The following is a 22,951-nucleotide window of genomic DNA, read 5'->3' on the forward strand; positions in this document are numbered from 1 at the left end:
CCACGACTGGTGGCGCAGGCGCTCGGTTGGAAGCATCTCGTGCCGCTGATGGCCGCGGGCCTGAAACGCCTCGACCTGCGCAAGCGCGGCGATGATCTGGCGAAAGCCTGCCATCGCGCCGTTGTCGCCTCGGCGGTGGAGGCGGTGCGCCTTGCTGCTGATCTTGCCCGTCGGGCGGCGCAACTGAAGGCGGTCGCTCCGAAGCTGCGGGCCAAGGGGGCAGCTAAGGCCGTCGAGATGTTCTTGAGACACGATGCGGTGGCACCTGCGGCCTTGCCTTTGCCGGACCGCGCTGCGCGAGGGTTGTGCGACCGGCTCGTCGATCTTGGGGCTGTGCGCGAGTTGACAGACGCTGCCGAGCTCCTGATCCGGAGCGATCTGACTGAGCAGGTCGGGAAGCATCGGCGCATCGCCAATGCTGCTGCTCGTGACTTCGATCGCGCTTATCTCCAGCGTCTTCTCATCAATCCCTATGTGGATATTGCGCCCTAGACGGTGTTTGGAGCCTCCATGCTTGCGAGCGTTCCACTCACCTTCAGCCTGTATGCCCGTGCTATCCACCAACAGCTGCAGCGGCCCAGCTGATCCCTTGTCAGGGATAGAGCGATGCCTAATGTCTTCTGACGCCGACATAGGGTGCTGAAGTCAGGGACAGACGAGTCCAGCCCGACAAGCTCTAGCAGGCTATCTACGAACCCCGTTGTCTGCCTCAAAGGCAATCCGAACAGGACCTTCAGGGTCAGGCAGGCCTGAATGGCCGCATCACTGTAGATTTGGTGACGTCCCCGCCGGCCTGAAGATGTCGCCTCCCACGCCATCTTCGGGTCGAACCAGATTGATAACAATCCGCGCCGCTTTAGTGAAAGGTTATACTCTGCCCAGTCTCGGGTCTTGTCTGTCGTCGGTGTCCAGCTGCTCATGAACGCCAGCTATCACGCGGTGAATCCCTTCAGGGTGCAATTTGTGCAACAAATCCGATTTTCATGCAACGTGCAGGGTTCTATGGTAGCATTACAGCGCTGGGGAGCACGGTGAGACTGCAAGCCCCTGCTCAAATATTGAAGATGTTGAGTGCTTTAAGGGCCTGTTTGGGGGGAATGGTTTTTTCTTGTTTTGGTGCAAACATTCCATCGTGACTAAGCCGCCGCTCGTCACAATCGTTATCCCAACGTACAACTACGGGTCCTACGTTATCGAAGCTGTGCGCTCCGCAGCATCTCAGAGCTACAGCCATCTCGAGATCATTGTTGTCGATGATGGGTCCACTGATGAAACTGCCGAAACCCTCGAACGTATGAAAGATGAGCTTCCTGCACTGCAAGTGATCACGACCGAGCACTGTGGCGTATCGCACGCGCGAAACTGCGGCACGCGGGCCGGGCGGGGTGCTTATGTGGCGTATCTCGATGCCGATGATCTCTGGCATCCGTCGAAGATCGAAAAGCAAGTGGAGGCGATGGCGCAGCATGAGGGGGACCCGGAATGGGCCGCGGTCTACTGCTTATTCCGCCCCATCAACGAACACGGCATGATTTTAGGCAGCGCACCGGCAGTTGAGACGCGCGGCTATTTCTTCGCGCGCCATCTCGTCATCAACCCCATCGGCAATGGCAGCGGAATGATGATGCGGCGAGATTTGATCATAGACCTTGGCGGGTTTGATCCGGCGCTTACGCATTGCGAAGACTTGGACGTGCAGCTCCGCATCTCCAAGCGCTACAAGATCGAGCTCGTAAGGGAGTATCTCGTGGGCTACCGGCAGCACTCTAATTCTGCCTCCACGCACCATCTACGCATGGCGAAGGCTGTCATGGACATCGCCGATAAACACACGGCGGGTAAAGAAATCCCGGCGGAGCTGCGCAAGGCCACTTTCGCCGCGGCGGATCGCTACCTCTGGTTCAAATATCTCAGGGGCGGCGCCTGGTGGCTAGGCTGCAAGACGTTTTTCAAGGCGCTCACGGCCGAACCCTTAGCTACCTTCGATGATCTCATGGTGCGCGCCACGCCAAGCTTTCACCGGCGCTTTGCCGCCTTTCGGTCCAAGGTCGCGGTCGATGGCGCCGCGACCACTAAGCATTTCTTTGACATGGATCCGCTGAGTGGCGTTACTCTACATGAGCCACCAGCTTTCGCCCGGCTCTCCCAACGCTTTGAGAGATTCGATGCACAGCTCTACGAGCGCTTCGCAAAGCGGCACAGCGAGGCCAGGCCAAAGGGAGAGAAGGGATGAGCGCGCAGTTTAATGGGCTGAGCCCCAAGTCTCGACCACAAGATCGAGCGGAAAAAGAGACATCGCATGGCTTATGACCGTTCGGTATTCCCGCGCGTCTCCATCGTCATGCCTGCCTACAATGCGGCGGCATTCATTGATGAAGCGTTGACGAGCATCGCCGCGCAGTCCTTCACTGCTTGGGAAATCATCATCGTCGATGACGGCTCTTCTGATGACACTGCCGACATCGCGGAACGCTGGGCTCAGCAAGACAAGCGCATCCGCGTTTTAAAGCAAGCAAACGCGGGGGCGAGCGCGGCGCGCAACACCGGGCTCGAAGCGGCCCGCGCCGCATGGATTGCGTTCATTGATAGCGATGATTGGGTCCACCGTGATTACCTGGTAAAGCTGATGAAACCGCTGAAGAAGAAGCCTCTGAACGCGGTCTTTTGTATCGCAGTGGACGTCGTCTCCGACGGATCGCGTGGGAAGCGCTGGATCCCGCCCCCCAAAGACAATCTCTTCCCCGTATTTGCAACGGACTGCCCCATTGCCGTCCATAGCGGTATCTTCCGGCGGAGCGTACTTCAGGAGATCGGTGGCTGGGACCCGGACCTAGGCACATGCGAAGACTGGGACCTCTGGATGCGTCTCGCGCGGACGACCAATAGGATCGAAAATGTGATGGAAGAGTTGGCCTTCATTCGCCTCCGTACGGGCTCCCTCTCGCGGTCTATGCCCATGCGTTTGGCGCGCGACGGTGTCATCGTGATTGAGCGGGCCGGTGAGCCGGACCCCCGCGTCCCGGAGCCCATTCCCCGCTGGGCGAACGGCCTTAAGAGCCCCGACAAAGACGACCGCGTCGCGCAACATCTCATCTGGTCGGCGGCACTCGATATCGCCGGCGGCGGCGATGGAAAGGGTGTTCTGGGGTTCGATCCCACCCATCTTACCGCTCCCATCGAGCCTTTCGACCTCGCCGCGACGGTGTGGGACGCGATTTCTCACACTACGGGCGAGATGGCTGACGATTGGGTGTCTTTAATGCCGGATGTAAAAGCCCTTGTCGCGTGGATCGAGGAAAGAAACCCGACGCCGGACTTGGCCCTGCGCACTTTCCGGGCATTGGAACTCATGATCTTTCAGTACGCTTACCTGAAAGAGCCCGTTGCCTTCTGCAGCACCTATTGGCTGACGATTGATATCGAAGAGCCGATTGAGACCGTTCATGTGCCCGCGGGCCTGTCGCAGCTCGCGGTGGTCGCCTTTGATGGGGAAGAGCGGATCGGCACCATCGGGCTAGACGTGCGCGACGGCGCGGTGGCGGCGCATCGGCTCGCGGATGCCCTCGCGCGCCGGTTTGGTGGGCGGTTGGTATATGGCCGTTTGAAGAAGCGGGATAGAGCCGCACTCAGCCTCATCCCCCACCTCCTTCGTGCGGGCCTAACGCGAAAAGTCGCGCGGTTTGGGGCAGCCTTTATACAGATGGACCGCCATTCGCAGTATGACCGCGCCAAAGCGCTCGCCATCGGTCTCGGGCCCGACATCGTCCGCGCAAGTGGGATCATAGAGATTGCCAAAGGGGAGGCAGAAGACGCCACGGCGGCCGCGCCTCTTTCTGGCGAAGCGCAAGCAGAAGGCAAAGATCAAGATGACGTGTTCATGCCCCATGACGAGGAGTATGGCACGCCCTACTGGGAAGATGTCTTCGCGAACCAAGACCCTTGGGATTACTCCAACCGCTACGAGCAGACCAAATACGAGCAGACGCTCGCCCTCCTGCCGCAGCGTAAGTTCGGACGGGCCTTGGAGCTCGCCTGTGCGGAAGGTCACTTTACCCAGCAGCTTGCGCCCCTGGTGGAGCAACTCATTGCGACCGACATCTCCGCAACAGCGCTGGAACGCGCTAAAGAAGCCTGCGCTTCCTTTGACAACATCACCTACCAGCAGCTCGACCTAAAGAACGGGCAGATCCCCGAAAAGTTCGACCTGATCGTATGTAGCGAAGTGCTGTACTACTTTGAGTCCCGGAAAGTCCTGGCCAAGATCGCGCGGAAACTCGCGAAGAGCTTGGCGCCGGGCGGGATGATCCTGATGGCCCATGGTAAGATCGCGGTGAACGCGCCGAAAGAGACTGGATTTGATTGGGGCCATCCTTTTGATTCGCGCAGCATTAGAGAGATTTTTGCCAAAGACCCCGGCCTCATTATCGTTGAGGAAGCTTGGTCGGATATCTACGGTATACAGCTTTTCGAAGCCTCTTCCGGCGGGATGGCGCGGTCTGCCCCACGCGTGACCAAGATCACGCGCGACCCAGACCTCACCTATTGCGTGTCTTCCCAGATTGAGTGGAACGGAGCGGCCCATTTCAAGAAAGTTGAAGTTTCCGATAAGCTCCCGATCCTCAATTTTCATCGCGTAACGCCAGAGCCCTTCCCGCCTGCGCTAGCCCCGTATTGCCATACGCCCGAACAGTTTGACGCACAGCTACGCTACTTCGCGGAACGTGGGTATTATGGCGTAACGCTCGACGCTTGGCAGACAGAGCGCGCGCGGTGGCGGGGGATGCCGGGCCGCGCTTTGGCGATCACGTTCGATGATGGGTTTGTGGATTTTCTCGAACACGCGCTGCCCACCTTGGAAAAGTACGGCTTCCCAGCGACGATGTTCCTGGTGAGCGAGTTCGTCGGAAAGGCAGCGCAGTGGGACGCCCGCCATGGCACGCCTGCGCCACTCATGACCTGGGAGCAGATCAAGGAAGCCGCAAATCACGGTGTTCAATTCGGCTCTCACACGGCGAGCCACCCGATCCTTTCCGCCCTGAGCCCCGGCGAGGTGACGGACGAAGCCAACCGCTCACGTAAGGAGATTGAACAAAGGCTCGGGCAGCGGGTGGAGAGCATCGCTTACCCTTACGGCGACTACAACGAAATCGTCGCGCGCATCTTTGAAGATCAAGGCTATACCATGGGCCTCAACACCTCGGGCGACCCCGCAGAGATCCATGATCGGCCAATGGAGATGAGCCGGATCGAGCTTTTGCCCACCGATGGGCCCGAAGAAATCGCGCTAAAAATCCCCACGCCGCGCAAAACCAATCAGTTACGGGCGCTGCGTATGGGGCTTCAGGACACGATTTTCAGAACCCGGTACAACCTTTTCTGAGTATCACGCGTCAGGCTGAAACATCCGCTGAAATAGGCCCAGATCGTTGACGAGCGAATCCCACGTGCCCGATTGCACCACGCGCCCTCCCTCCATCACAATGATCGTGTCCGCGACTTTGATCGTTGTGGCCCTGTGCGCGATGACAAGGACAGTGCAGCCCTCCGGACGGGCGGCGATGGCTTCTTTCACCAATGTCTCCGCCAGGGGATCGAGCGCGCTTGTAGCTTCATCAAGGATCAGAAGCTTTGGCTTTCGGAGAAGCGCCCTGGCGAGGGCGAGCCGCTGGCGTTGTCCGCCGGAGAGGTCGGCTCCATTCTCCGTGAGCACCCGGTCGTAGCCCTCAGGGTGATTAACGATGAATTCATGGATGCTGGCTGCCCGAGCAGCTTCCTCGATCTCGGCCGGGCTCACATCAGGCAGGCCATAGGCGATGTTATCTCGGATACTGGCGCGAAAGAGGTGAATGTCCTGGATGACCACGCCCAGCTTCGCGCGCCAATCCGTGAGCGCGAAATTCCCGATGTCGTAGCCATTTGCTTTTATGGCCCCGCCGCTCGGCGTGCGTATCCGGCAGAGAAGATCAACTAGCGTCGATTTTCCAGCGCCTGACGGCCCCGCGACCCCTGTGATCTCGCCCAAGGCGATCGAAAAACTTACTTCATCCAGCGCCACGTCCTCCTCACTGTCGTATTGGAAAGTGAGCCCTTCCACCTCGATATCCGTTTCAAACCCACGAAACGGCGTATCCCCCCCGCTCCTACGCGGCGGCTCAAAGAACGGGAGGATGTTGTGGATTGAAGCGATCTCAGCGGCGAGCTCCACACGGACACCGATCAAGGACTGCAAACGTGGGATGAGCCGTCTGAGGATCAGGACAAAGCTGACAAGTTCAGGGAGCGCGGAAAGGTCCTCTCCGATGCTAAGGATGCAAACCGCGCCAATGAGTAGGGCGACGAGGGTCTCAATGATCGGATCGACCGCGGCGGAGAGCTTCTCCTGACGCACGCCTTTGCTTACCGTTCTGTCGATGACGCGGGCGAATTGCTTCTTCTCTTGGGCTTCGTTGCCGAAGATGAAGATCGTCTTCAGGCCGGTTAAAACGTCCCAAAGACGTCGGGAGACATCTTCCTGCGTTTCCACGAGTTCCGCGCCCAACGTCTCAATTTTTCGAGTGAGGAACGAGATGAGAACATAAAGTGCAGTTCCACAGAGAAGTACGATGAGCGTCATCTCCAAAGATAGGATGATCAGCAACGCGATGAAAAAGAGCGCCCCGCACAGCTCCACCAGCGCCACTGCCACGCCCAAAAGCGCGTCAATAGCGCGCCAGGATTGGTTCTCGAACGTGTTGAGCAACCCGCCTGGCCCGCGCGCGAAGTCCCTCGGGTCATTTGCCATGAGCCGGGCGAAGAGCTTGGCCTGAATGTGCTTATTGGTTTCGGCGTCATATGCTGTCCAAGCGACATCTTTGATGTACTGCGCGATATTCTTGAGAATGACGAGACCGACAATGCAGAGGATAAGCGCGGTCAGACGGCTCTCGTCGGTAAAGGCGGCCAGAGCCTCATCTAAGAAGCCCAGCCCGGTGGACTGCGCGGCCTGCTCGTCCCCGCTTGTGCCGAGTAACGCTGCAAAAATAGGAACGAGGAGAAGAAGTCCGATGCCCTCAAAAAGCGATACGAGGATGCCGAGAATAACGAGCGGCACGATGTACCATCTTAAGTCTTCCAACTGCTGAAAGAGCTTCAAGAGCGCGCGGGTGTTGCTCATCGCCGAAAGACTGAGTGCGGGTGGGAATATTGGATCAAGTCAAAGTCCCTTCAATGGAAAGTAAAAGAGAGGTGGTTACTTGGCTTGGATACTGCATCGACGAAAGTTGGTCCATTAACCGTGGCGCGGGCGGCTTAGGGAGTGCCTTTCTTGCCACCCAAGCTCTGATTGCGGCTGAGCTTAATAGCGCCGCCTCCAGTTAATGGAGGCCGCAGGCTGATCGACCGCGGATGTTAGGCAAGAGGCAGAGCGCTCGCCGCTTTTATGGCGTTCTAAGCGCAACCAAAGCGACGAGGAAGAGGAATGGACGCTTACGTTAGAGACGATCCCGAACTAAGTAGAAATTAGAGAGGCTGGGGGGCGGTCGAACGTGTTTTCGGGCGGCCCTTTATTTATGTCGCCCTTAGAGCGCAGCACCTACTCGCCCTGCATCGCCCAGAGAGCCGCGCTTTCGGGAAATTCGCGCGCGCAATATGCGTAAGTGGGCTCCAAAGCTTGGCGCAGCGCGAGCCGCGTGCTGGAGGATACATCCGTTCCAGATTTCGCCCCGGCGTAAACCCTATTCGATATCTGTTCCGGCCTAAAGGAGACCCCGAATTTCTGGGTGAGTTCTGCCAGGGCATCCTCGCTGAAAAGCGCCTCATACAAATACAAGTGGCAGTCCTCTGGGGAGAAGACCTCCCGCATCGTCTTGATTGTGCGCGCATAATTCGCCCGAAGATCATGGTGCTTTGATTGGGCGTAGCGCAAGACAGCTTTGTCGAAGCTGCCCGTTAGGGGCATGCCTTCGCGCCAGTCTCTCTTGCGTCGGTTCATTTGCGCCGCGGAGATCGCGCGACCCACGGGATCCCTCATCAAAAACACCGCTGCCACGCGAATGTTCCGCTCGACAAAACCGTCTCGGATGCGAGCTAGCGTTTCCGCGCTGAGCCCTGCGTAAGAGGGTGTGATGTCTCCGGTGAGATGGACACCTGGCTGGGAAAGGCGCTCTTCGAAGTAATCGAAGTAATCGCGGGCATCCTGCTGCAGTTGACCACGGAGCGCCCACCCGTCCGGCCCTGTGCCTTTGAGCTTGGAGATGAGCTTTGCCACCGTCCGATTTTTGAGCTGCCCTGAGCGCATGTCGTAATGTGCGACCTCGGGCAGCGTGAGCGCGTCCCAGATATGGTATTCTTTGAGCGTGCCAAAATCCCCCGCCGCGTCGCTTGACAGATAATCGTAAAGCCAGCTCGTGCCCGATTTTTGCGCACCGAGGCCGAGGATGAAGGTCTTTTGCGTCGTCATATGTTTTCTCCTGGGTCGAACTGTCGCTTGGAAACGGGCGCTCGGTATGCCGGGCGCGCGAAAGGGCGCCTATCTGCCTGAAAGCACGACATTAAGGCCGCTTCTGCGGCTGACGCGATAAGAGCGCGAATACGGATGTGTCCACGCCGAGCTTCCGCCGGCACCAAGCCACCGCGAGCACGATGAAGATCGCTTTTGCGGCGAGCGCAGCAATGGCAGCCCCAATGAGTCCGATCATCGGAACTAGGATGGGTACTGAGGCCAGCCCGATGAATTCGGCCGCGGCCGTCATCATGACTAGCTTATCGTCGCCATCGGCCATCAGCATCAGCTGCCGCGCCGGGCCGCCGAGCCCCATCACCAGATAACTGATTGCGAGGACAATGAGAGCGGTCACTGCAACGTCGAAGGTGGGATCAAATAAGCTTAAGATTTGCGACGCGAAGGCCACGAGGATCCCCGCGCCCACCACCAAGGGAAGAACGAGGATCAACGCTAGCTTCCGGCTCACATCGCGGAGGCCGGCGAAATTCCTCCGCGCGTAAAGGCGAGCAAATGTCGGCGCGGCGAGGATATTGATGGCGAGAATCGGCAGCTGCAAAAGCTGAGCCGTCTTTTGAGCCGCGAAATAGGCGCCGACTTGTTCAGGCGGCAAAAACACCGCTGCGAGAACCACATTAAGGTTCGCTCCCATCGCCAAAAGGGAGGCGAGCCACATCCACCAAGGGATCGGGGGTGTCGGCGGCGTTGTTTCTTGCTTGCTCGTGGGTGCGAAGCGCGACGCAAAGACCCGGTGCATTAGGAGCATTTGCACGCTGACAATGCCCATCAAAACGAGCGAGATCGTCATCATCGCGCTCAGTGCCGACGAAAAGATGAAAGGGATTGCCGAGGCGGCCAGGCAGAGAAGGACGATGGACCCGCGCCAGATGATATCCCGCGGAATGAGCGCGAAGAAGATTGACCCAAACACGCGATATTGGTGCGAGACAAGCTCCGCCAAGGCGAACGGCAAAAGGAAGAGGCACGCACCCAGCACCTGCGCCCCGCCCACCTGCCAGCCAAAGAGCAACTCGGCGGCCCAGACAGTCAGCAGGATGGCGATGCACCCAACGCCGCCGGCCAGGACCGTCAGCAAGCTCCTGCGGACGAACTCGCTGCGGGCACGTCCTGCGTTCGGCTTTTCCTCTAAATTGGCGATGATCTTGATGCTCAACGTGTGCTGACCCAAGAGCGCCGCAATAGCACCAACTGAGCCGAGCGCGAACATGGTACCAAACTTGCCATACTCCGCGGGCCCCAGGAGCCGCGCAATGAGGAGAAACATCAAGAAGGTCAGGCCGGCACTGCCGATTTTGATTGCGCCAGAGAGCGCGCCGCCCAGCAGTAAAGTCTTCATTGGTCCTTCACACACTTGCGCAGTCTTGCGGACATTTTTCTTTTCTCCTACTTCGCCTCTTAACGCCGCTCGTCCAAAGCACCGATCTTTTGCGGGGCAGTGTGCTATGCCTTCGTCGGAAGAATGCTGTTTGAATAATACGACCCAAATGCCAGGCCGAGTACGACGTAGAGATGACGCCAATGCAGAGATCCAACGACATTCATCAGGACAAACAGACCAACCATAATCGCCAACACAAATGCGTATTTCATCCAGCCATCGCGCTGCTCAAGTACCTTCTTGAGGCAGCGATACCCCGCCGCGAAATAGAGGACTGCGAAGCCGATTGCCGCAAACACCCCATTTTGTAGACCTAGAACAACGAACGTGTTGTGCGGTTCGAAGCCATAAAGCAAGCGCGCCTGGTTCGGGCCGATGCCCCATGGTTTGTCGAACATTTCCCCGAGGGACTTGAAAATATGCTCAAACCGACCGCTATCATAGGATTGCAATGATAGGCGGCTGGCCAAAAAGTTGTCAGAGAGCGCTCCGCTCGTTGCCTCGCTAAAAAAGCCGATCTTGATCGCCCCCCCAGCAATGGCGAGCAACAGAAACGTGACCGCTGGGATCGTGGTGCGGCGATCGACCAAGAGCAGCCCGAAAAAGATCATGCCCGTCAGCGCCATGTGCACCCAAGCGCCACGCGAAAACGTCACAAGCAGGCAGGCCGCAAGCACCCCAAGCGCGGCCGTGGCGTACCAGCGGAAGCGCCGCACGGAAAACGCGATCCACATCATAAAGAGGATCGGCGGTACGAGGTATGGCCCAAGCACGTTAGGGTCTTTGAACGTCGATTTCACCCGACTCATGTGCTCATCACGGAAGAAGATAACCCTGTTAGGGATAAGGTCGAGATAGGCTAGGAGCCCGAATAAGGACGTGATCATCGCGCCCAGCGTAAGCATGAGTAAGATCATCCGAAACGCCCGATCCCCGTCGAGCTTCACGAAATAGGCGGTCATGAATAAAAGAAGGACGAGATATACCTCAATTAACACAGCCCGTGCCGCCACGGGGGCAGACACGGCCACAAAGGCCAGGGATAAAATAGTAAACCACAGGTAGAGAAGAAGCCCCACTGACGCCACTGACCCGAGGAGCTTCACCGGGCGCAACGGGGCCAGCGTGAACGCCCCAAGAGCGACGAAGAATAAGAGATCCGTAGGCGCGGGCTCGATCATCACGAAGAAGCTCAACGCGATACACACGAGATAAATGCGCCAGCTCAGCGCGAACCAACCGACGCGATCATAATTGTGAGTGTAGTACGATTGGATCATGACTAAATAGCCTCAACGGAAACAGGGGCAATGGCATCTATATAAATCGAAATTGTGTCATCGACCATGGCGTCGATGGTGCGGGAGCGAGCTAGGTGCCTTGAGGCGCTGCTGAATGACTTACGCCGCGCTTCGTCTCTAGCGAGAGAAACCAAGGCTTCACCCAAGTCTTGATCACCGCAATCGAGAGGCAGGACATGCCCGGAAACACCTTCTAGGACAGTCTCGTTCGCGCCGCCCACGGCTGTCATGATGATGGGCACGCCGCCGTGGATCGCCTCTAAGAGCGTATAGGGCATGGCCTCATAGCGGCTGGTCATGCAAAAGATATCGAGCCCTGGCATCAGGCGGGGGCCATCTTGCCATCCCATGAAATGCACGTTGCTGCCCTCCGCCAAGGCCTCAGCCTCCGCGCGCAAAGGACCGTCACCAATCACGATAGCTTTGAGATGTGACACCCGCTTCGCCGCGAGAGCGATCCCACGAAGAAACCGCAGCGGGTCCTTCTGATCCTCCAAGCGGCCAATAAATCCGACGGCGAGCTCCTGGTCGCTTAGGCCTATGGCCTGCCTCGCGGCTTCGCGGGTTGCGTCGGGGGATAGGGACACTCCATTCACGACGAGGGAAAGGCGATTTGCAGCGATCCCGAGCACGGCACTGGCATGATCGGCCTCCGCTTGGCTCACGGCGATAATCCGCGTCGCTCTGGCTGCAAGCACACGCTCAATTATTCCGTAGATGAGGCGATGCGGTTGGCCAAGACCAGGGTCCATTGTGCGGAAAGCGTGGGGCGTATAGATGCGAGCGCCAGGGATCGACCGCGGCAGGAGCCGGATCAGCGCCCCGGCCTTGGAGCTGTGCCCGTGCAAGATATCAAAGGGCATGAGGCACTGAAGCACCTTTTGAAGCGCGCGCAGGCTCTTTACATCCCCTGGGCCCACGGCGCGCGCCATTTCTACAGTTACGGTCTTAAGGCCTTCCACAGCGTGCAAAGCATCGACAAAATCCTGCTGAGCCCGTCCCGGCGCCCAGATGACCGTCACATCATGGCCGCGCGCTAAAAGCCCTCTCGCGAGGTCGAGCAAGTGACGCCCGGAGCCGCCGCCCGATGTCTCCAGGATGAGCGCAACTCTAAGGGTGTCAGCCATTTAGCGGCTTCCTTTCGGATAAGAGCGCCACCGGCGCATGGGCCAGTATCGGAAGGAGAGAAGCTACTGCCAAAGCGCTGATCACCTGCTCGTTGGAATCAAGAGTATTAAACGTATCTTAAGAGACACGACGTTGGTAACTTGGCACCCAAGACCTGTCTAGCTTTGCAACGCTACTATCTCCTGCTAGTGTTCTGAGTCTGACACTTCCTACCTGTTTCCGCGAGTTTCATCGAGTTTCATCGAGTTTGTCCAGTGCGCGGCGTTCCCGGGTGAGGATATCCTCTGCGGTTTTGGTCCATTTGAAGGGTTTTGGTTTCTCGTTGTGGTGGGCCAGATAGTCGTAGATCGCGGCCTCAAGGTCATCGACGCTGGAATAGCTGCCGCGCCGGATGCGCCTTGATGTGATCTCGGCAAAGAAGCGCTCCACCAGGTTCAGCCATGACGCGCTGGTGGGCGTGAAATGCAGCTTGATGCGCGAGTGTTTTTCGAGCCAGGCCTTCACCTGAGGCGTCTTGTGGGTGGCGTAGTTGTCGAGCACCAGATGCACATCGCGCCGGGTGGGCACAGCCTTGTCGATCTGTCGCAGAAATTTTAGGAACTCCTGCGCACGATGGCGTGGCATGCAATCGCCAATGACTGTGCCTGATTTCACATCCAGCGCAGCAAACAGCGTGGTCGTGCCATGGCGTTTGTAATCGTGCGTTACGGTCGCGGCACGACCCTTCTTGAGCGGCAGTCCGGGCTGGGTGCGATCCAGCGCCTGGATCTGCGATTTTTCGTCGACGCAGAGCACCACGGCACGGTCTGGCGGGTCGAGGTAGAGCCCGACGATATCGGTGACCTTCTCCTCGAACTTTGGGTCGTTCGAGACCTTGAACCCCTTCGTGAGATGCGGCTTCAAGCCAGCTTCCGCCCAGATGCGGCCGACGCTCGACGGCGAGATGCCCATGGCTTCGGACATTAGCGCGCGGCTCCAATGCGTTGCATTGGGCGGGGTTTCCTGCACCGTCTTGGCAATCACCTTCAGCCTTGTTTCCATGGGCAAAGGCGGCACCCGCGAGGGTCGCGTCTTGTCACGCTTGAGACCGGCCACGCCCTCATCGAGATACCGCTGCTGCCAGCGCCAGACCGTGGGTTTCGACGTGCCCGCGCGTCGCATGATCTCGAAGGTGCCATCACCGTCCGCTGTGGCCAGGACGATCTCGGCCCGCCAGACAAGCTTGCGCGCAGTGTTGCGGTTGCTGATCAGGGCTTGAAGCTCAGCACGGTCGGCGGGGCCAAGATAAAGGCAGATGTCATCGCGTCTCATGCCCCAAATATGGCACATCACGTTGCCGATGGGAATCATCTGTCAGGTGGTTAACACTAGAGCGGGTTTCAGTTAATTGGCCTCATATCCTGCCGCACTGAAGAAGTTATAGCATTCCTCGTCTGAGAACAGGTCGCAAACCCGGCCAACCGCTCTCCAGAGGTCTCCGTATGTTCGGACGGCAGCCTTTTCTGATGAGTGCCTTGGGCTTCGAGAACGCCATTCTAATTGGGTTCAGGTCGGGACTGTAGGGCGGTAAAAAGAGGAACCATGTGCCGATCACGCGCAGGGTTTTGGCTGCACTGGAGTTTTTGTGGCTGGACAGGTTGTCGAAGATTACGACATCGCCTGCATGCAATGTCGGGGCCAGTTGTGTCTCGACATAGCGATCAAAACATTTCGCCGTTCATTGTGCCCCATCGATCACCCAGGGTGCATCCAGCCGGTCATGACGGAGGGCACCGATAAAAGTTTGGGTGCGCCAGTGCCCGAACGGTGCATGATCGATCAAACGCTGCCCGCGCGGTGCCCAGCCGGTCGTCTTGGCCATGTTAGTCTTGACTGAGGTTTCGTCGATGAAGGCCAGTCTTTCCAGATGGTTGGCCATGAAAGGCTGACGTTGTGCGATCCAGATGCGGCGCAGGTCAGCAACATCCTTGCGCTTCTGCTCAAACGCCTGCAGGGCTTTTTTTATGCGTCAATCCGAGGCCACGCAGAACCCGCCAGACGGTGCCGCGATGAACATCGATACCGTGGGTCTCGGCCAGTTAGGCAACCAACTCATCGAGCGTGATCTCGCCTTTGGCGGTGACGCGCGCATCTATCCGACCGGTCACCCCGGCAAGTTTCCCATGTCCGCCGCCATTACCCTGGGGCCGCGGCGAAAGTGATCCCGTTTAGCATCGCAGCTTGATCAGATCATTCACGAATTTAGGTGACACTCGGAAATGCCGCGCCGCCTCGCGGTGTCCATGCCTCTCATCGCCAAACGCGACAACACGCGTTCGCGGCTCTATTGGATGTGGCTTGCCCATCTGTAACCCCCATATCTTCCTCATGGGCAGGGAATCACATCAATACCAATCTGGGAATCCTAAATCTGAAAGGCAGAGACACGCTCTAAGCCAAATAAGAAGAAACCCCGACGTGCATCGAACAGGCTAAAGGCTCTGGCGGCGGGTCAGACAAATTCGATATGCAAGTGAAATGTGAAAGCGATACGCGTTCCGAATGAAGTTAAACATGCTGGTTGAGCGCGGGAGAGCAAGGGGCCGCCTAACGTTCTATTTTGGAACTTTGTGAAATCGTGTGCTTTCGCGGGAAGAGAGGCCGGCGGCACAGACTATCGAGAGGGCCGCTTTCTCCTTGTTTTGACAATCATCCGGTTCGCGCAAAAGAGCGCCCAGATGCCGAAAGGCTGTGCCAATTTTAAGACCTTTGGTCAAACACACATATTATGGGGTCGTGAGCTCTTTAAAGGGCGTACCAGCCGGAAATGATGCGTCGAGGGTAAGACCACCCTGGCCAGCTTTAGTGATGGTTTCATCCTTGCCACGCGCGCGCACGGACGGCTTAGAGTAGTTTAGCTTCATAATTGATTCTCTTATGGACAAGTAACAGCATAATCTACACGCTGAAGCAAAGCGGCAATAATCAGCAGTCGCACGCACGCGCGCGTCCAACTTTTGGGCACTTCTGAGCCAACCAACGATCAAGAGTCGCATATCGGGATCGCGCACTTGCCTCAATGCTGTCGCATTCGCGCGTTAATTTTTGGGTTGGCATGCTTCCCTGTCCAAGCATAAGAGGGCCGAAAGGGGAGAGAACGCCATGGCAAATTCTCTGCGTAGGCGCGCAAACACACTCAAGGAGAAAGTGACAAAGTCTTTGAGTCTTTGGAGCGAAGTCTTTGCTTTGCTACGCTACAGCGACCCCAGGCTCAGCGTCATTGTCGTGATTGCGACCGGTGCGGAGATCGGTCTCATGCTCGGCGCGCTTTTCGCCGTAAAGGCGGTTATTCAGGTGATGGCAGAGACGGAGAGCATAAGCGCGATCACCGGCCAAATCTTCGCTTACGCTTCGGCGATAATGAGCCTCTTCCTGGCGGGCCGCGTGGTGCAATCTGTGGCGAACTATCATCGCGTTGCCCAGGGCTACATCGTAGCCGATTACGTCAACCAATCGTTACAAGATAGGGCTGTGAAGGCTGACCTGAGCTTTTACGACAGCGCGCTTTACTTCGACAGCCTCGAGCGTGCCCGCCAAGCCGGCGCTCAACGCCCTGCGATGGTCATCTCCAACGTGCTTTCTGTTTTCCGCGGCGGTCTCATGCTGATCGCGCTTGTCGTGGTACTCGGCAGTATTGAATGGCGGCTGTTGCCGATCTGCTTTGTCGCTGTGGTGCTCGTTCTTCTCGTCCAACTCCGCTTCACACGGTTGAAGTTTGAGCGGCAAAAGGAGCTTGTTCAGCAGGAGCGGCAGGCGGGGTACGCAGACTGGCTGATGACGACAGAGCCCCATGCCAAGGAGATAAGGCTCTGGGACCTCAGCAATTATTTGCGCGGTATCTTTCAAAGAATCCGCGTCATGCTCCGCAGGGAGTACCTCATCATCGAGCGCCGTAAGGCCATCGCAGAATCTTCTGTGGCAGTCGTGGGCACGCTTCTCTTTGTCGGTGCGGGCGGGTTTTTGCTCTACCAGGTGAATACGGGGCAGGCGGATATCTCTGACCTCGTCATAATCATCCTGCTCCTGCAACGCTCTGAAATAGCCGGGCGCGACTTTACGGGGAGTCTTTCTCGGCTCTATGACGATCAGCTTTTCCTAAATCAGCTTTTCAAGTTCATGGAAATTGAGCCGAAGATCGAAAGCAAGGTGTATAGCGCACCGCTGCCGACGACGCTCAATGAGGGGATCCAGGTTGAGAACGTCACCTTCCGCTACCCGGGGACAGACCGGCCTGCGCTTGATGGTGCCAGCCTACAGATCAGGCCCAATACCTTCACCGCGCTCATCGGCGGCAACGGCTCTGGAAAGACGACCCTCATCAAGCTCCTGTGCCGCCTTTATGACCCGCAGGAGGGACGGATCACCTATGAAGGCACGGATATACGAGAGCTCGACCCGGTCGCCTATCGCAGGCACTTAGGCGTGATCTTCCAGGATTTTGTGCAGTTTGCATATTCGGGTCGAGAGAACCTTCGCATTTCTGACCTAACGCAAGAAGACGAAGAGCGCATGCTCAAGGCAGCAAAGCTGACCGGGGCGCATGAAGTGTTAAGCTCGCTTCCCAATGGGTATGACACGATCCTGTCGCGTATTTTCGACGGCGGCCACGAGCTGAGCGGCGGTCAGTGGCAGAAGGTTGCTCTCGCCCGGGCCGTTTACCCACATTCAAAGTTTATCATCCTGGACGAGCCAACGAGCGCCATTGACCCGAATGCTGAGGCGGAGATTTTTGAGGGTTTTCGCGACAAGATGGAGGGGCGCGGTGCCCTCGTGATCAGCCATCGGCTATCCACAATCCGGCAGGCAGATTTCACCTATGTCCTTGAGAAAGGGAGAATCACTGAGGCAGGCAGCCATGTCCATTTGATCAACAATCAGGCAGGATACGCCAAAATGTTCGAGAAGCAGGGACGTGGTTTCCGTACTTAGGCCAAGCGTTCTGTTTCAAAATAACGGGTTAGCTTTATGGTAATGTTACCTTCTCCTCAGGGATTGCCTTTTATGGCGAAAATGTGGTATGTTCTAAAATAATTTAAAGTTTTAGTGGGAAAAATAACATGAAAAAGTCTCCATACGAAGTGCCTACTCTCCGCACACACGGAAAAGTGGAAGCAATCACGAAAACAACCAAAAGTGGCACCACACTGGACGCCGGCTTTTCGTCCGGTACTCCGCTCTCGGAAGTGACACTTTCCTAAGGGCCCAAGACAAAGCGGTCAGCCAAATTTTTCAACTTGACACTGGAAAAATCTGGGGCGCACCTCATGCGCCTCAACTTTTGTGAGTAAATTATCTAAAGGCCTGTAGCCTTGATGCACAGACACACCAAGGCAGTTAGAAGGGTCGGATAATGGCGGCTGATACGCTTTTCGTTGCGAAAACTGAGGTCATGGATTGCGATATCGGCGGTGATCGCGCGTTGTTACACCTCGAAAACAACACCTACTTCACTGTGAACCCAACTGCTGCCGCGGTGTGGAAGTGCCTCGAAGAACCGGCGACAATTGATATACTTGTGGGTGCTGTAACAGAGAAGTTCGAAGTGACGGATGAAGTATGCCGTGGCGATGTTGAGGCAGTCCTGGCCGAGATGATCAAAGCGGACATCGTGAAAGAAGTAACAGCCTAAGGGACCTCGCGATGCGCCGGATCAGGTGGGCAGGGATTTATGTGCTCTGCTGTATTGTTACCCTTGTCGCGCGTGTGGCGCTTTCGGTCACGAAGTATCAGCGAGTCCGCGTCTGGCTCGTAAAACCTTGTGACTCAGACCCGCAAGTGACGCGTGTGCAAACCGTGGGAAGAGTGTCCAGCGGCATTTATTCGGTTGCCCGGTTCCTTCCAGATGCGAATTGCCTGACGCAATGCATCGCGGCCCAAGCTATACTCTCCTGGAAGGGTATCCCGACGACGATAAGCATCGGGGTTAAGAAAGCGGGCGAGGGAGATATTAGAGCCCATGCTTGGCTTATGTGGAATGACGAGCTTGCGCTCGATAGCTCGCATGAGCGAGTTGACTTTACCAAAGTGCTAGAACTCCCTACAGAGCCCCTTGTCGTTGCGTCAGCGACTAACTCCTAAAAAAATGGACGGCTTCGCGATACGCATACCGCTCCAGCCCGCTAATGATCTCGCCGATGGGCGCGCGCGTCTCGCAAGGATGGCGCAAGCTGGTTGGAACGCCGTTGCGCTGCCGGAGAGCTTTGCAGAGGGCGGTCTCGCTGCTGTTCGCGGCCGCGCCGGTGTTGCTCAAGCCGGGCCTTGGACAGTGATAGGCCTCGCCAGTCTCGATCACCGGGAAGCACTTTTAGAGCGTTTGACCGGAATGAGCGCACACGATGGCGACCTCGCCCTCTTCGCGGCAGCGCTTGATCAGTTGAGTGAGGGATTTACCGACGCGCTCTTTGGCGGCTTTTCCATCGTCGCGCTGCACAAGGACGGTTGCGTTGCGGCCTTTCGCGATCATATCGGCGTCTTACCTTTCTATTTCAAGCGCCAAGCAGGCGCGCTGACCTGTGCCTCTGACATTCGGGCGTCGCTCCATCTCTCTGGCGCGGCCTTAGAACCTCAGCACCTTATCGTCGCGGACTTTCTGGCTGGTGAAGTTGTCTCACGCGACGAAACTGCTTTCTCGGGCCTCACAAAGCTGGAAAGCGGCCATCGGCTGTCTTTAAACGTGTCCCACCCCGAGCGTGCCATCAACATCGACGCGTTCACAAAGCTGACCCTACCAGAGCAGATACCGTTTGAGGACGCTGCGCCTGGTGTTTTGTCCGGTCTAAGAGCCGCCACGCTGAGCGCGCTTCGCCGCAACGAAAAAGTCGGCGCGATGCTCAGCGGCGGGCTCGACTCCTCGTCATTAGTCGTCCTCGCATCCGAAAAGCTTCAAGCGGAGGGCGCGCCGCCTCTCCCCGCTTTGTCGTTTGTCTACGGCGAAGCTGAGTATGATGAGAGCGACTACATTGAGGCGGTGAATGAGTGCTCCCATACCGCCCCGCACCTCATAGAAATCACGTCCGAGCCCGACCTCACGGACATGCCTCTGTTCGTCGAAGAGCAGATGGACCTCTTTCTAGCCTACGGGCTGCAAAAAAGCGGGCAGATATACAGTGTTGCTAAAAGCTATGGAATTACGGCTTTGCTCGATGGCCATGGCGGGGATGAAGTGCTCTCTTCGGGCTATGATTACGTTTACAACTTGGCAGCAGAGCGGCGCTGGCGGGCGACCCTACAAGCTATGAGGGCAATCGGGCGCGTATACGGAAACTCCCCTTGGGTACCGTATTTCATCTTTATGGCGCGGTACGGCGGCTGGACTAATAAACACCCCACGCGCCGCATCCTCCTGGGACTCACGCGATTCTTACAATCGCGCGGCAGTGCTCAGGACGCGCAAGGGACGCCCTATAAGCCCCAAGCTCTCTTTGCAGATGCCTTGAGAGAGCTTGCAAACCCTGATGAGCGGTACGTGCAGACGGGAAAGCCAGAGTTGCGCGAAGATTGCGTGGACTATGAGCGTCGGAGCCATCTCGATATCGTTCAATCGCCGCTGGTAAAAAACTCTTATGAAATCCTATACCGATCGGCGAACGCCCAAGGGATCCTGCCGCTTTATCCGTTTTACGACCGTGCCCTCGTCGAGTTTTGCCTCTCGATGCCCTCGGAGGTGAAGCTCCGCAAAGGCATGAGCCGTTGGGTCCTGCGGATGGGGCTCGCGGGGCTCTTGCCGGAGAAAGTCAGGCTTCGAACAACGAAGGCCAACTTCACCGCTGAGTTTACTGCAACAGTCGTCCAGTTTCTTCAGAAGCATCCGGATCAAGACTGGTCCTCTTTGGGCGCCTTTGTTGATGTCGCCGCGGCACAGAAACTTTGCGGGGATGTCCGCTCAGGCGCGAAGCGGGACATTTTTGCGCTGCGTTCTGTATGGCGGCTAGTGCAGCTGCGATATTGGTATGAGGCATTAATGCGCTGGCGGGCCCAGCAGCGAGAAGGGACGTTAATATGACTTTGCCCAAGATCTACCGGGCTTTTAACCTCATCATCCAGTCGGACTTTATCCTAGACGGTTTGGAAGAGGTGGAGGCAGAGTCCTCGGAGATCGACCTGCACGTAAAGCGCAGCACCGGCATCGTTCGCGACGCCACACCGCAAATTGATCCGCAGTTCAATATAGTGCCCGGTGAGCAGTACATGCACTGGTATCATATTGGTGCCTATCTTCTCGACGATGACCACAATGTGCTCGTCGAGACGCATGAAGGAACTCCTGATCACAGCGTCGCGCAGGCGCTCCTTGGGATCGTGATGTCCATAGTCTTGGAGCGACGGCAAGTACTATGCCTCCATGCCAGTGCAGTCAATGTAAATGGGCAAGCGGCGCTCTTCCTAGGGGATAAAGGGGCGGGGAAATCCACGACATCGGCGGCGCTGCTGCACCGAGGGCACCTGCCCGTGACGGATGATCTCGTGGCCGTAGATCCGGCGGGTGACGCGCTGACGATCCGTCCCGGTTTTTCGGTCATGAAGCTTTGGCCTGACAGCATCGCTGCACTGAGCCTCAAGAAAGAGGACGAAGATCGCCTTATTCACCCTTCCTCCACCAAGGTCATGAAGCGCATGCCGGTTAAGATCCCGTCGGTAAATGTGCCCATGGGGGCGGCGTTCACGCTTTCCCGGTCGCCGGACGTTTCAGAAGTGAGCGCTGAGCGGCTCCCATCCCATGAAGCGCTGCAGCAAATCCTACGCTATACGTTCATGGCCCGCTATGGAGAGACGCGCCTTGGCCCCGAACATCTAAAGGGCCACATGCAACGCTGCGCCGCCATCGTCTCCAAGATTGCGGTCTATGATCTCAAGATACCAGAAGACCTGTCGCAGCTTGATCGGCTCAGCGAAGAGATCGAGACTCAGATCGCCAAAACAGCCGCTTGAGTGTTCGAAGGCTCTAAAGTGCCCTCTGACAGCGCTTCAGGCCGGCAAAACCGGCCTGCGTCGCGGTCAATCGGCGAGAATATGATCAACTGATCATTAGTAAATAAATGTTTATGTTATTTAGGGGCTATGACTTCGTTGATGTCATAGCCAAACGCGTCGAAATCTATGGCATAAGCCCGCCGCACGAAGTCATTCCCCATGTCGATATGAGCTTTCGATGGCTTGGGTCGATTGTGAGACGCGTTCGACCGCGGAAGCCCGGTATCCGGTAAGCCCCAATCACGGCACATCTGCGAAAACTCGTCTCCCACATTCTCAAAATGCAACACGCGGACGCGCTCGCGGGACTCTCCAATGAGAAAGTCCTCCTGCGGCCGCATGTGGGAGTTTAGGTCCTTCAGCCGCGCAATCGGCTTCTCGCTTAACCGGATGAGCAACGGCACGGAGAGGAACGTGTTGAAGTAAAACCGCTGCGGGGGCGGGAGGCGGCGGTATCTCCACTCGCTCCAGAACCGTTGGTAAGGGTTTCGAACAACGGTAAAAATGCGCCACTCCTTGGGGATCGGTCCGCCGAAGAAGTATTTTTCGTACATGTCCAGCGTGCAATGCTGGTTTCCGCGCTCAAGGTTGGATGACTTCTGGTTCTTAAAAATGCCGAGCGCTGGGATGTCTACTTCGTCGAGGCCACGAAGCAACCTGAAGTACTCTTCAACGGAGGTTCCAGCGGCTTTGGGCACGTGAATGAAAAGGATGCGGTTCTTCAGATCAATCACGTTTCGCCCTTCCTACCATGCTGGTGAACTCTTACCATTAGTGTTCCGCTGGCGTCAAATTAGTAGAAGCAAGTTAAAACGTTTCCGTCGCAAAGTTAAGTCAGGCAAAGAAGGAAGCTGCCTCGGTTGCGCGTCACGCGGCAAGACTGACATAGATCTCAAAGGGGCAACCACTGCCCAACTGTCCTTTCCTGATCATGTGTGCCGTTTCTATACCGTCCAAAGTTGCAGTTGCTGATCTGAATGACTTGAAGCCCAACATCGGCCTAATCCGCCGTTTTACGCTTCGGTGATCCTGCTCAACGATGTTGCGGCGATGTTTGGAACGATAAACCTTTATCCGGCGATAGGAACCGGCCTTTCGAAGCGCGGCGTTCATCCCCTTCAGGCCGGCAGTGTTCGCCACGCTTTTGTCGATTGCGCTGGCCCGGGGGAGCCCGTTCGACGAGATCGCCTGCACCAGAAACCTCAGCGCCGCCGCCTCATCGCGATGCTCAGAGAGCATGAATTCAAGGGTTTTGCCATTTCGATCGACCGCGCGATAGAGGTAACACCACTCGCCGCGGGCCGTCACATAGGCCTCGTCTAGGCGCCACGACGGAGCCGTCGTGGCCTTCCTGCATTGCGCCACCGTGGCCAAGCCCGAGGCGTATCTGACCACCCAACGGTTCAGAGTAGCGTAGTCGACCACCGCGCCGCGCTCCGCCAGGATTTCTTTGAGGTCACGGTACGACACACCGTATCGCACGTAGAAGAAAACGGAATGCAGGATCACGTCCTGCGGAAACTGAGCACCTTTGAACGACACCATCTGACGAACCTCATCGGCAAATCACGCTGCCTGATAGACCATCACGCCAAAGTTTGCGACAGAACCCGCGGATGTTAGGTACGAGGCAGA

The 22,951-nt window shown here is 57.2% G+C and carries 18 protein-coding genes and 2 pseudogenes; 9 read left to right on the forward strand and 11 right to left on the reverse strand.

Translation table 11 applies throughout. The annotated features are described in order from the left end of the window. Positions 1–9: 9 nt before the first annotated feature. Positions 10–348, forward strand: a pseudogene (locus DSM14862_RS19850) (DUF1403 family protein); the annotation flags it as partial. Here the strand turns inward: DSM14862_RS19850 and DSM14862_RS19855 are convergent. Further along, positions 349–920 (reverse strand): annotated as a pseudogene (locus DSM14862_RS19855) (IS5 family transposase); the annotation flags it as partial. A 212-nt stretch (positions 921–1,132) separates the two neighbouring features. Here DSM14862_RS19855 and DSM14862_RS19860 point away from each other — a divergent pair. Further along, positions 1,133–2,233 carry a glycosyltransferase family 2 protein gene (locus DSM14862_RS19860; RefSeq protein WP_243254666.1) on the forward strand — a complete coding sequence of 367 codons (1,101 nt, stop codon included), beginning with the start codon at positions 1,133–1,135 and terminating at the stop codon, positions 2,231–2,233. A gap of 66 nt (positions 2,234–2,299) precedes the next feature. Beyond that, positions 2,300–5,380, forward strand: coding sequence for a trifunctional glycosyltransferase/class I SAM-dependent methyltransferase/polysaccharide deacetylase (locus DSM14862_RS19865; RefSeq protein ID WP_243254667.1), 3,081 nt, complete (start codon positions 2,300–2,302; stop codon positions 5,378–5,380). 3 nt (positions 5,381–5,383) lie between these two features. Here the strand turns inward: DSM14862_RS19865 and DSM14862_RS19870 are convergent, their stop codons facing one another. The 8 genes from DSM14862_RS19870 to DSM14862_RS19905 form a co-directional block, all read right to left on the reverse strand. Beyond that, on the reverse strand, positions 5,384–7,153 hold the full coding sequence (locus tag DSM14862_RS19870) for an ABC transporter ATP-binding protein (protein WP_007121350.1): 1,770 nt from the start codon (positions 7,151–7,153) through the stop codon (positions 5,384–5,386). Between the two features lie 417 nt (positions 7,154–7,570). Beyond that, positions 7,571–8,437 (reverse strand): sulfotransferase domain-containing protein, encoded by an 867-nt coding sequence (locus DSM14862_RS19875; RefSeq protein ID WP_243254668.1) that lies wholly within the window; start codon positions 8,435–8,437, stop codon positions 7,571–7,573. A gap of 91 nt (positions 8,438–8,528) precedes the next feature. After that, positions 8,529–9,836: a lipopolysaccharide biosynthesis protein gene (locus DSM14862_RS19880; protein WP_007121416.1), complete on the reverse strand. Its 1,308-nt coding sequence runs from the start codon at positions 9,834–9,836 to the stop codon at positions 8,529–8,531. 104 nt (positions 9,837–9,940) lie between these two features. Further along, the gene (locus DSM14862_RS19885; RefSeq protein WP_243254669.1) at positions 9,941–11,158 is read right to left on the reverse strand and encodes an O-antigen ligase family protein; all 1,218 of its coding nucleotides are present in this window, start codon (positions 11,156–11,158) and stop codon (positions 9,941–9,943) included. Between the two features lie 2 nt (positions 11,159–11,160). Further along, positions 11,161–12,306, reverse strand: coding sequence for a glycosyltransferase family 4 protein (locus DSM14862_RS19890; protein WP_007121413.1), 1,146 nt, complete (start codon positions 12,304–12,306; stop codon positions 11,161–11,163). 229 nt (positions 12,307–12,535) lie between these two features. Then, a complete protein-coding gene (locus tag DSM14862_RS19895; RefSeq protein WP_243254670.1) occupies positions 12,536–13,618 on the reverse strand; it encodes an IS630 family transposase in 1,083 nt (360 codons plus the stop codon). Positions 13,619–13,724: 106 nt separating this feature from the next. Further along, a complete protein-coding gene (locus DSM14862_RS19900; protein WP_007121436.1) occupies positions 13,725–13,976 on the reverse strand; it encodes a transposase in 252 nt (83 codons plus the stop codon). Between the two features lie 48 nt (positions 13,977–14,024). Next, entirely contained in the window at positions 14,025–14,225 is a 201-nt protein-coding gene (locus DSM14862_RS19905) for a transposase (RefSeq protein WP_007121435.1), read from the reverse strand. A gap of 85 nt (positions 14,226–14,310) precedes the next feature. On the opposite strand from DSM14862_RS19905, the gene DSM14862_RS19910 reads away from it, so the two are divergent. The 6 genes from DSM14862_RS19910 to DSM14862_RS19935 all read left to right on the forward strand — a co-directional run bounded on the left by DSM14862_RS19910 (position 14,311) and on the right by DSM14862_RS19935 (position 21,274). Beyond that, positions 14,311–14,508 carry a hypothetical protein gene (locus DSM14862_RS19910; RefSeq protein ID WP_007121434.1) on the forward strand — a complete coding sequence of 66 codons (198 nt, stop codon included), beginning with the start codon at positions 14,311–14,313 and terminating at the stop codon, positions 14,506–14,508. A gap of 940 nt (positions 14,509–15,448) precedes the next feature. Beyond that, the gene (locus DSM14862_RS19915; RefSeq protein WP_007121432.1) at positions 15,449–17,275 is read left to right on the forward strand and encodes an ABC transporter ATP-binding protein; all 1,827 of its coding nucleotides are present in this window, start codon (positions 15,449–15,451) and stop codon (positions 17,273–17,275) included. A gap of 421 nt (positions 17,276–17,696) precedes the next feature. Beyond that, the gene (locus DSM14862_RS19920; RefSeq protein WP_243254671.1) at positions 17,697–17,975 is read left to right on the forward strand and encodes a PqqD family protein; all 279 of its coding nucleotides are present in this window, start codon (positions 17,697–17,699) and stop codon (positions 17,973–17,975) included. 11 nt (positions 17,976–17,986) lie between these two features. Beyond that, on the forward strand, positions 17,987–18,424 hold the full coding sequence (locus tag DSM14862_RS19925) for a lasso peptide biosynthesis B2 protein (protein ID WP_243254672.1): 438 nt from the start codon (positions 17,987–17,989) through the stop codon (positions 18,422–18,424). After that, on the forward strand, positions 18,396–20,348 hold the full coding sequence (locus DSM14862_RS19930; protein ID WP_165481293.1) for an asparagine synthase: 1,953 nt from the start codon (positions 18,396–18,398) through the stop codon (positions 20,346–20,348). The genes DSM14862_RS19925 and DSM14862_RS19930 overlap by 29 nt, the downstream gene beginning before the upstream one ends. Then, positions 20,345–21,274, forward strand: a complete 930-nt coding sequence (locus DSM14862_RS19935) for a phosphoenolpyruvate carboxykinase (ATP) (RefSeq protein ID WP_007121011.1) — start codon at positions 20,345–20,347, stop codon at positions 21,272–21,274. Before DSM14862_RS19930 ends, DSM14862_RS19935 begins: the two co-directional genes overlap by 4 nt. A 116-nt stretch (positions 21,275–21,390) precedes the next feature. Here the strand turns inward: DSM14862_RS19935 and DSM14862_RS19940 are convergent, their stop codons facing one another. Both DSM14862_RS19940 and DSM14862_RS19945 read right to left on the reverse strand, forming a co-directional pair. Then, on the reverse strand, positions 21,391–22,050 hold the full coding sequence (locus DSM14862_RS19940) for a sulfotransferase family 2 domain-containing protein (protein WP_007121010.1): 660 nt from the start codon (positions 22,048–22,050) through the stop codon (positions 21,391–21,393). A gap of 133 nt (positions 22,051–22,183) precedes the next feature. Beyond that, positions 22,184–22,861, reverse strand: a complete 678-nt coding sequence (locus DSM14862_RS19945) for an IS6 family transposase (protein WP_007121009.1) — start codon at positions 22,859–22,861, stop codon at positions 22,184–22,186. Positions 22,862–22,951: the final 90 nt, after the last annotated feature.

The organism is Sulfitobacter indolifex, assembly GCF_022788655.1.
Classification (GTDB): domain Bacteria; phylum Pseudomonadota; class Alphaproteobacteria; order Rhodobacterales; family Rhodobacteraceae; genus Sulfitobacter; species Sulfitobacter indolifex.

Coding starts and splice junctions, on each gene's coding strand:
- DSM14862_RS19880 (WP_007121416.1), bottom strand. CDS start 9,836: ATGAAGACTTTACTGCTGGGCGGCGCGCTCTCTGGCGCAATCAAAATC.
- DSM14862_RS19895 (WP_243254670.1), bottom strand. CDS start 13,618: ATGAGACGCGATGACATCTGCCTTTATCTTGGCCCCGCCGACCGTGCT.
- DSM14862_RS19865 (WP_243254667.1), top strand. CDS start 2,300: ATGGCTTATGACCGTTCGGTATTCCCGCGCGTCTCCATCGTCATGCCT.
- DSM14862_RS19890 (WP_007121413.1), bottom strand. CDS start 12,306: ATGGCTGACACCCTTAGAGTTGCGCTCATCCTGGAGACATCGGGCGGC.
- DSM14862_RS19925 (WP_243254672.1), top strand. CDS start 17,987: ATGCGCCGGATCAGGTGGGCAGGGATTTATGTGCTCTGCTGTATTGTT.
- DSM14862_RS19945 (WP_007121009.1), bottom strand. CDS start 22,861: ATGGTGTCGTTCAAAGGTGCTCAGTTTCCGCAGGACGTGATCCTGCAT.
- DSM14862_RS19870 (WP_007121350.1), bottom strand. CDS start 7,153: ATGAGCAACACCCGCGCGCTCTTGAAGCTCTTTCAGCAGTTGGAAGAC.
- DSM14862_RS19920 (WP_243254671.1), top strand. CDS start 17,697: ATGGCGGCTGATACGCTTTTCGTTGCGAAAACTGAGGTCATGGATTGC.
- DSM14862_RS19915 (WP_007121432.1), top strand. CDS start 15,449: ATGGCAAATTCTCTGCGTAGGCGCGCAAACACACTCAAGGAGAAAGTG.
- DSM14862_RS19885 (WP_243254669.1), bottom strand. CDS start 11,158: ATGATCCAATCGTACTACACTCACAATTATGATCGCGTCGGTTGGTTC.
- DSM14862_RS19905 (WP_007121435.1), bottom strand. CDS start 14,225: ATGGCCAACCATCTGGAAAGACTGGCCTTCATCGACGAAACCTCAGTC.
- DSM14862_RS19875 (WP_243254668.1), bottom strand. CDS start 8,437: ATGACGACGCAAAAGACCTTCATCCTCGGCCTCGGTGCGCAAAAATCG.
- DSM14862_RS19935 (WP_007121011.1), top strand. CDS start 20,345: ATGACTTTGCCCAAGATCTACCGGGCTTTTAACCTCATCATCCAGTCG.
- DSM14862_RS19910 (WP_007121434.1), top strand. CDS start 14,311: ATGCGTCAATCCGAGGCCACGCAGAACCCGCCAGACGGTGCCGCGATG.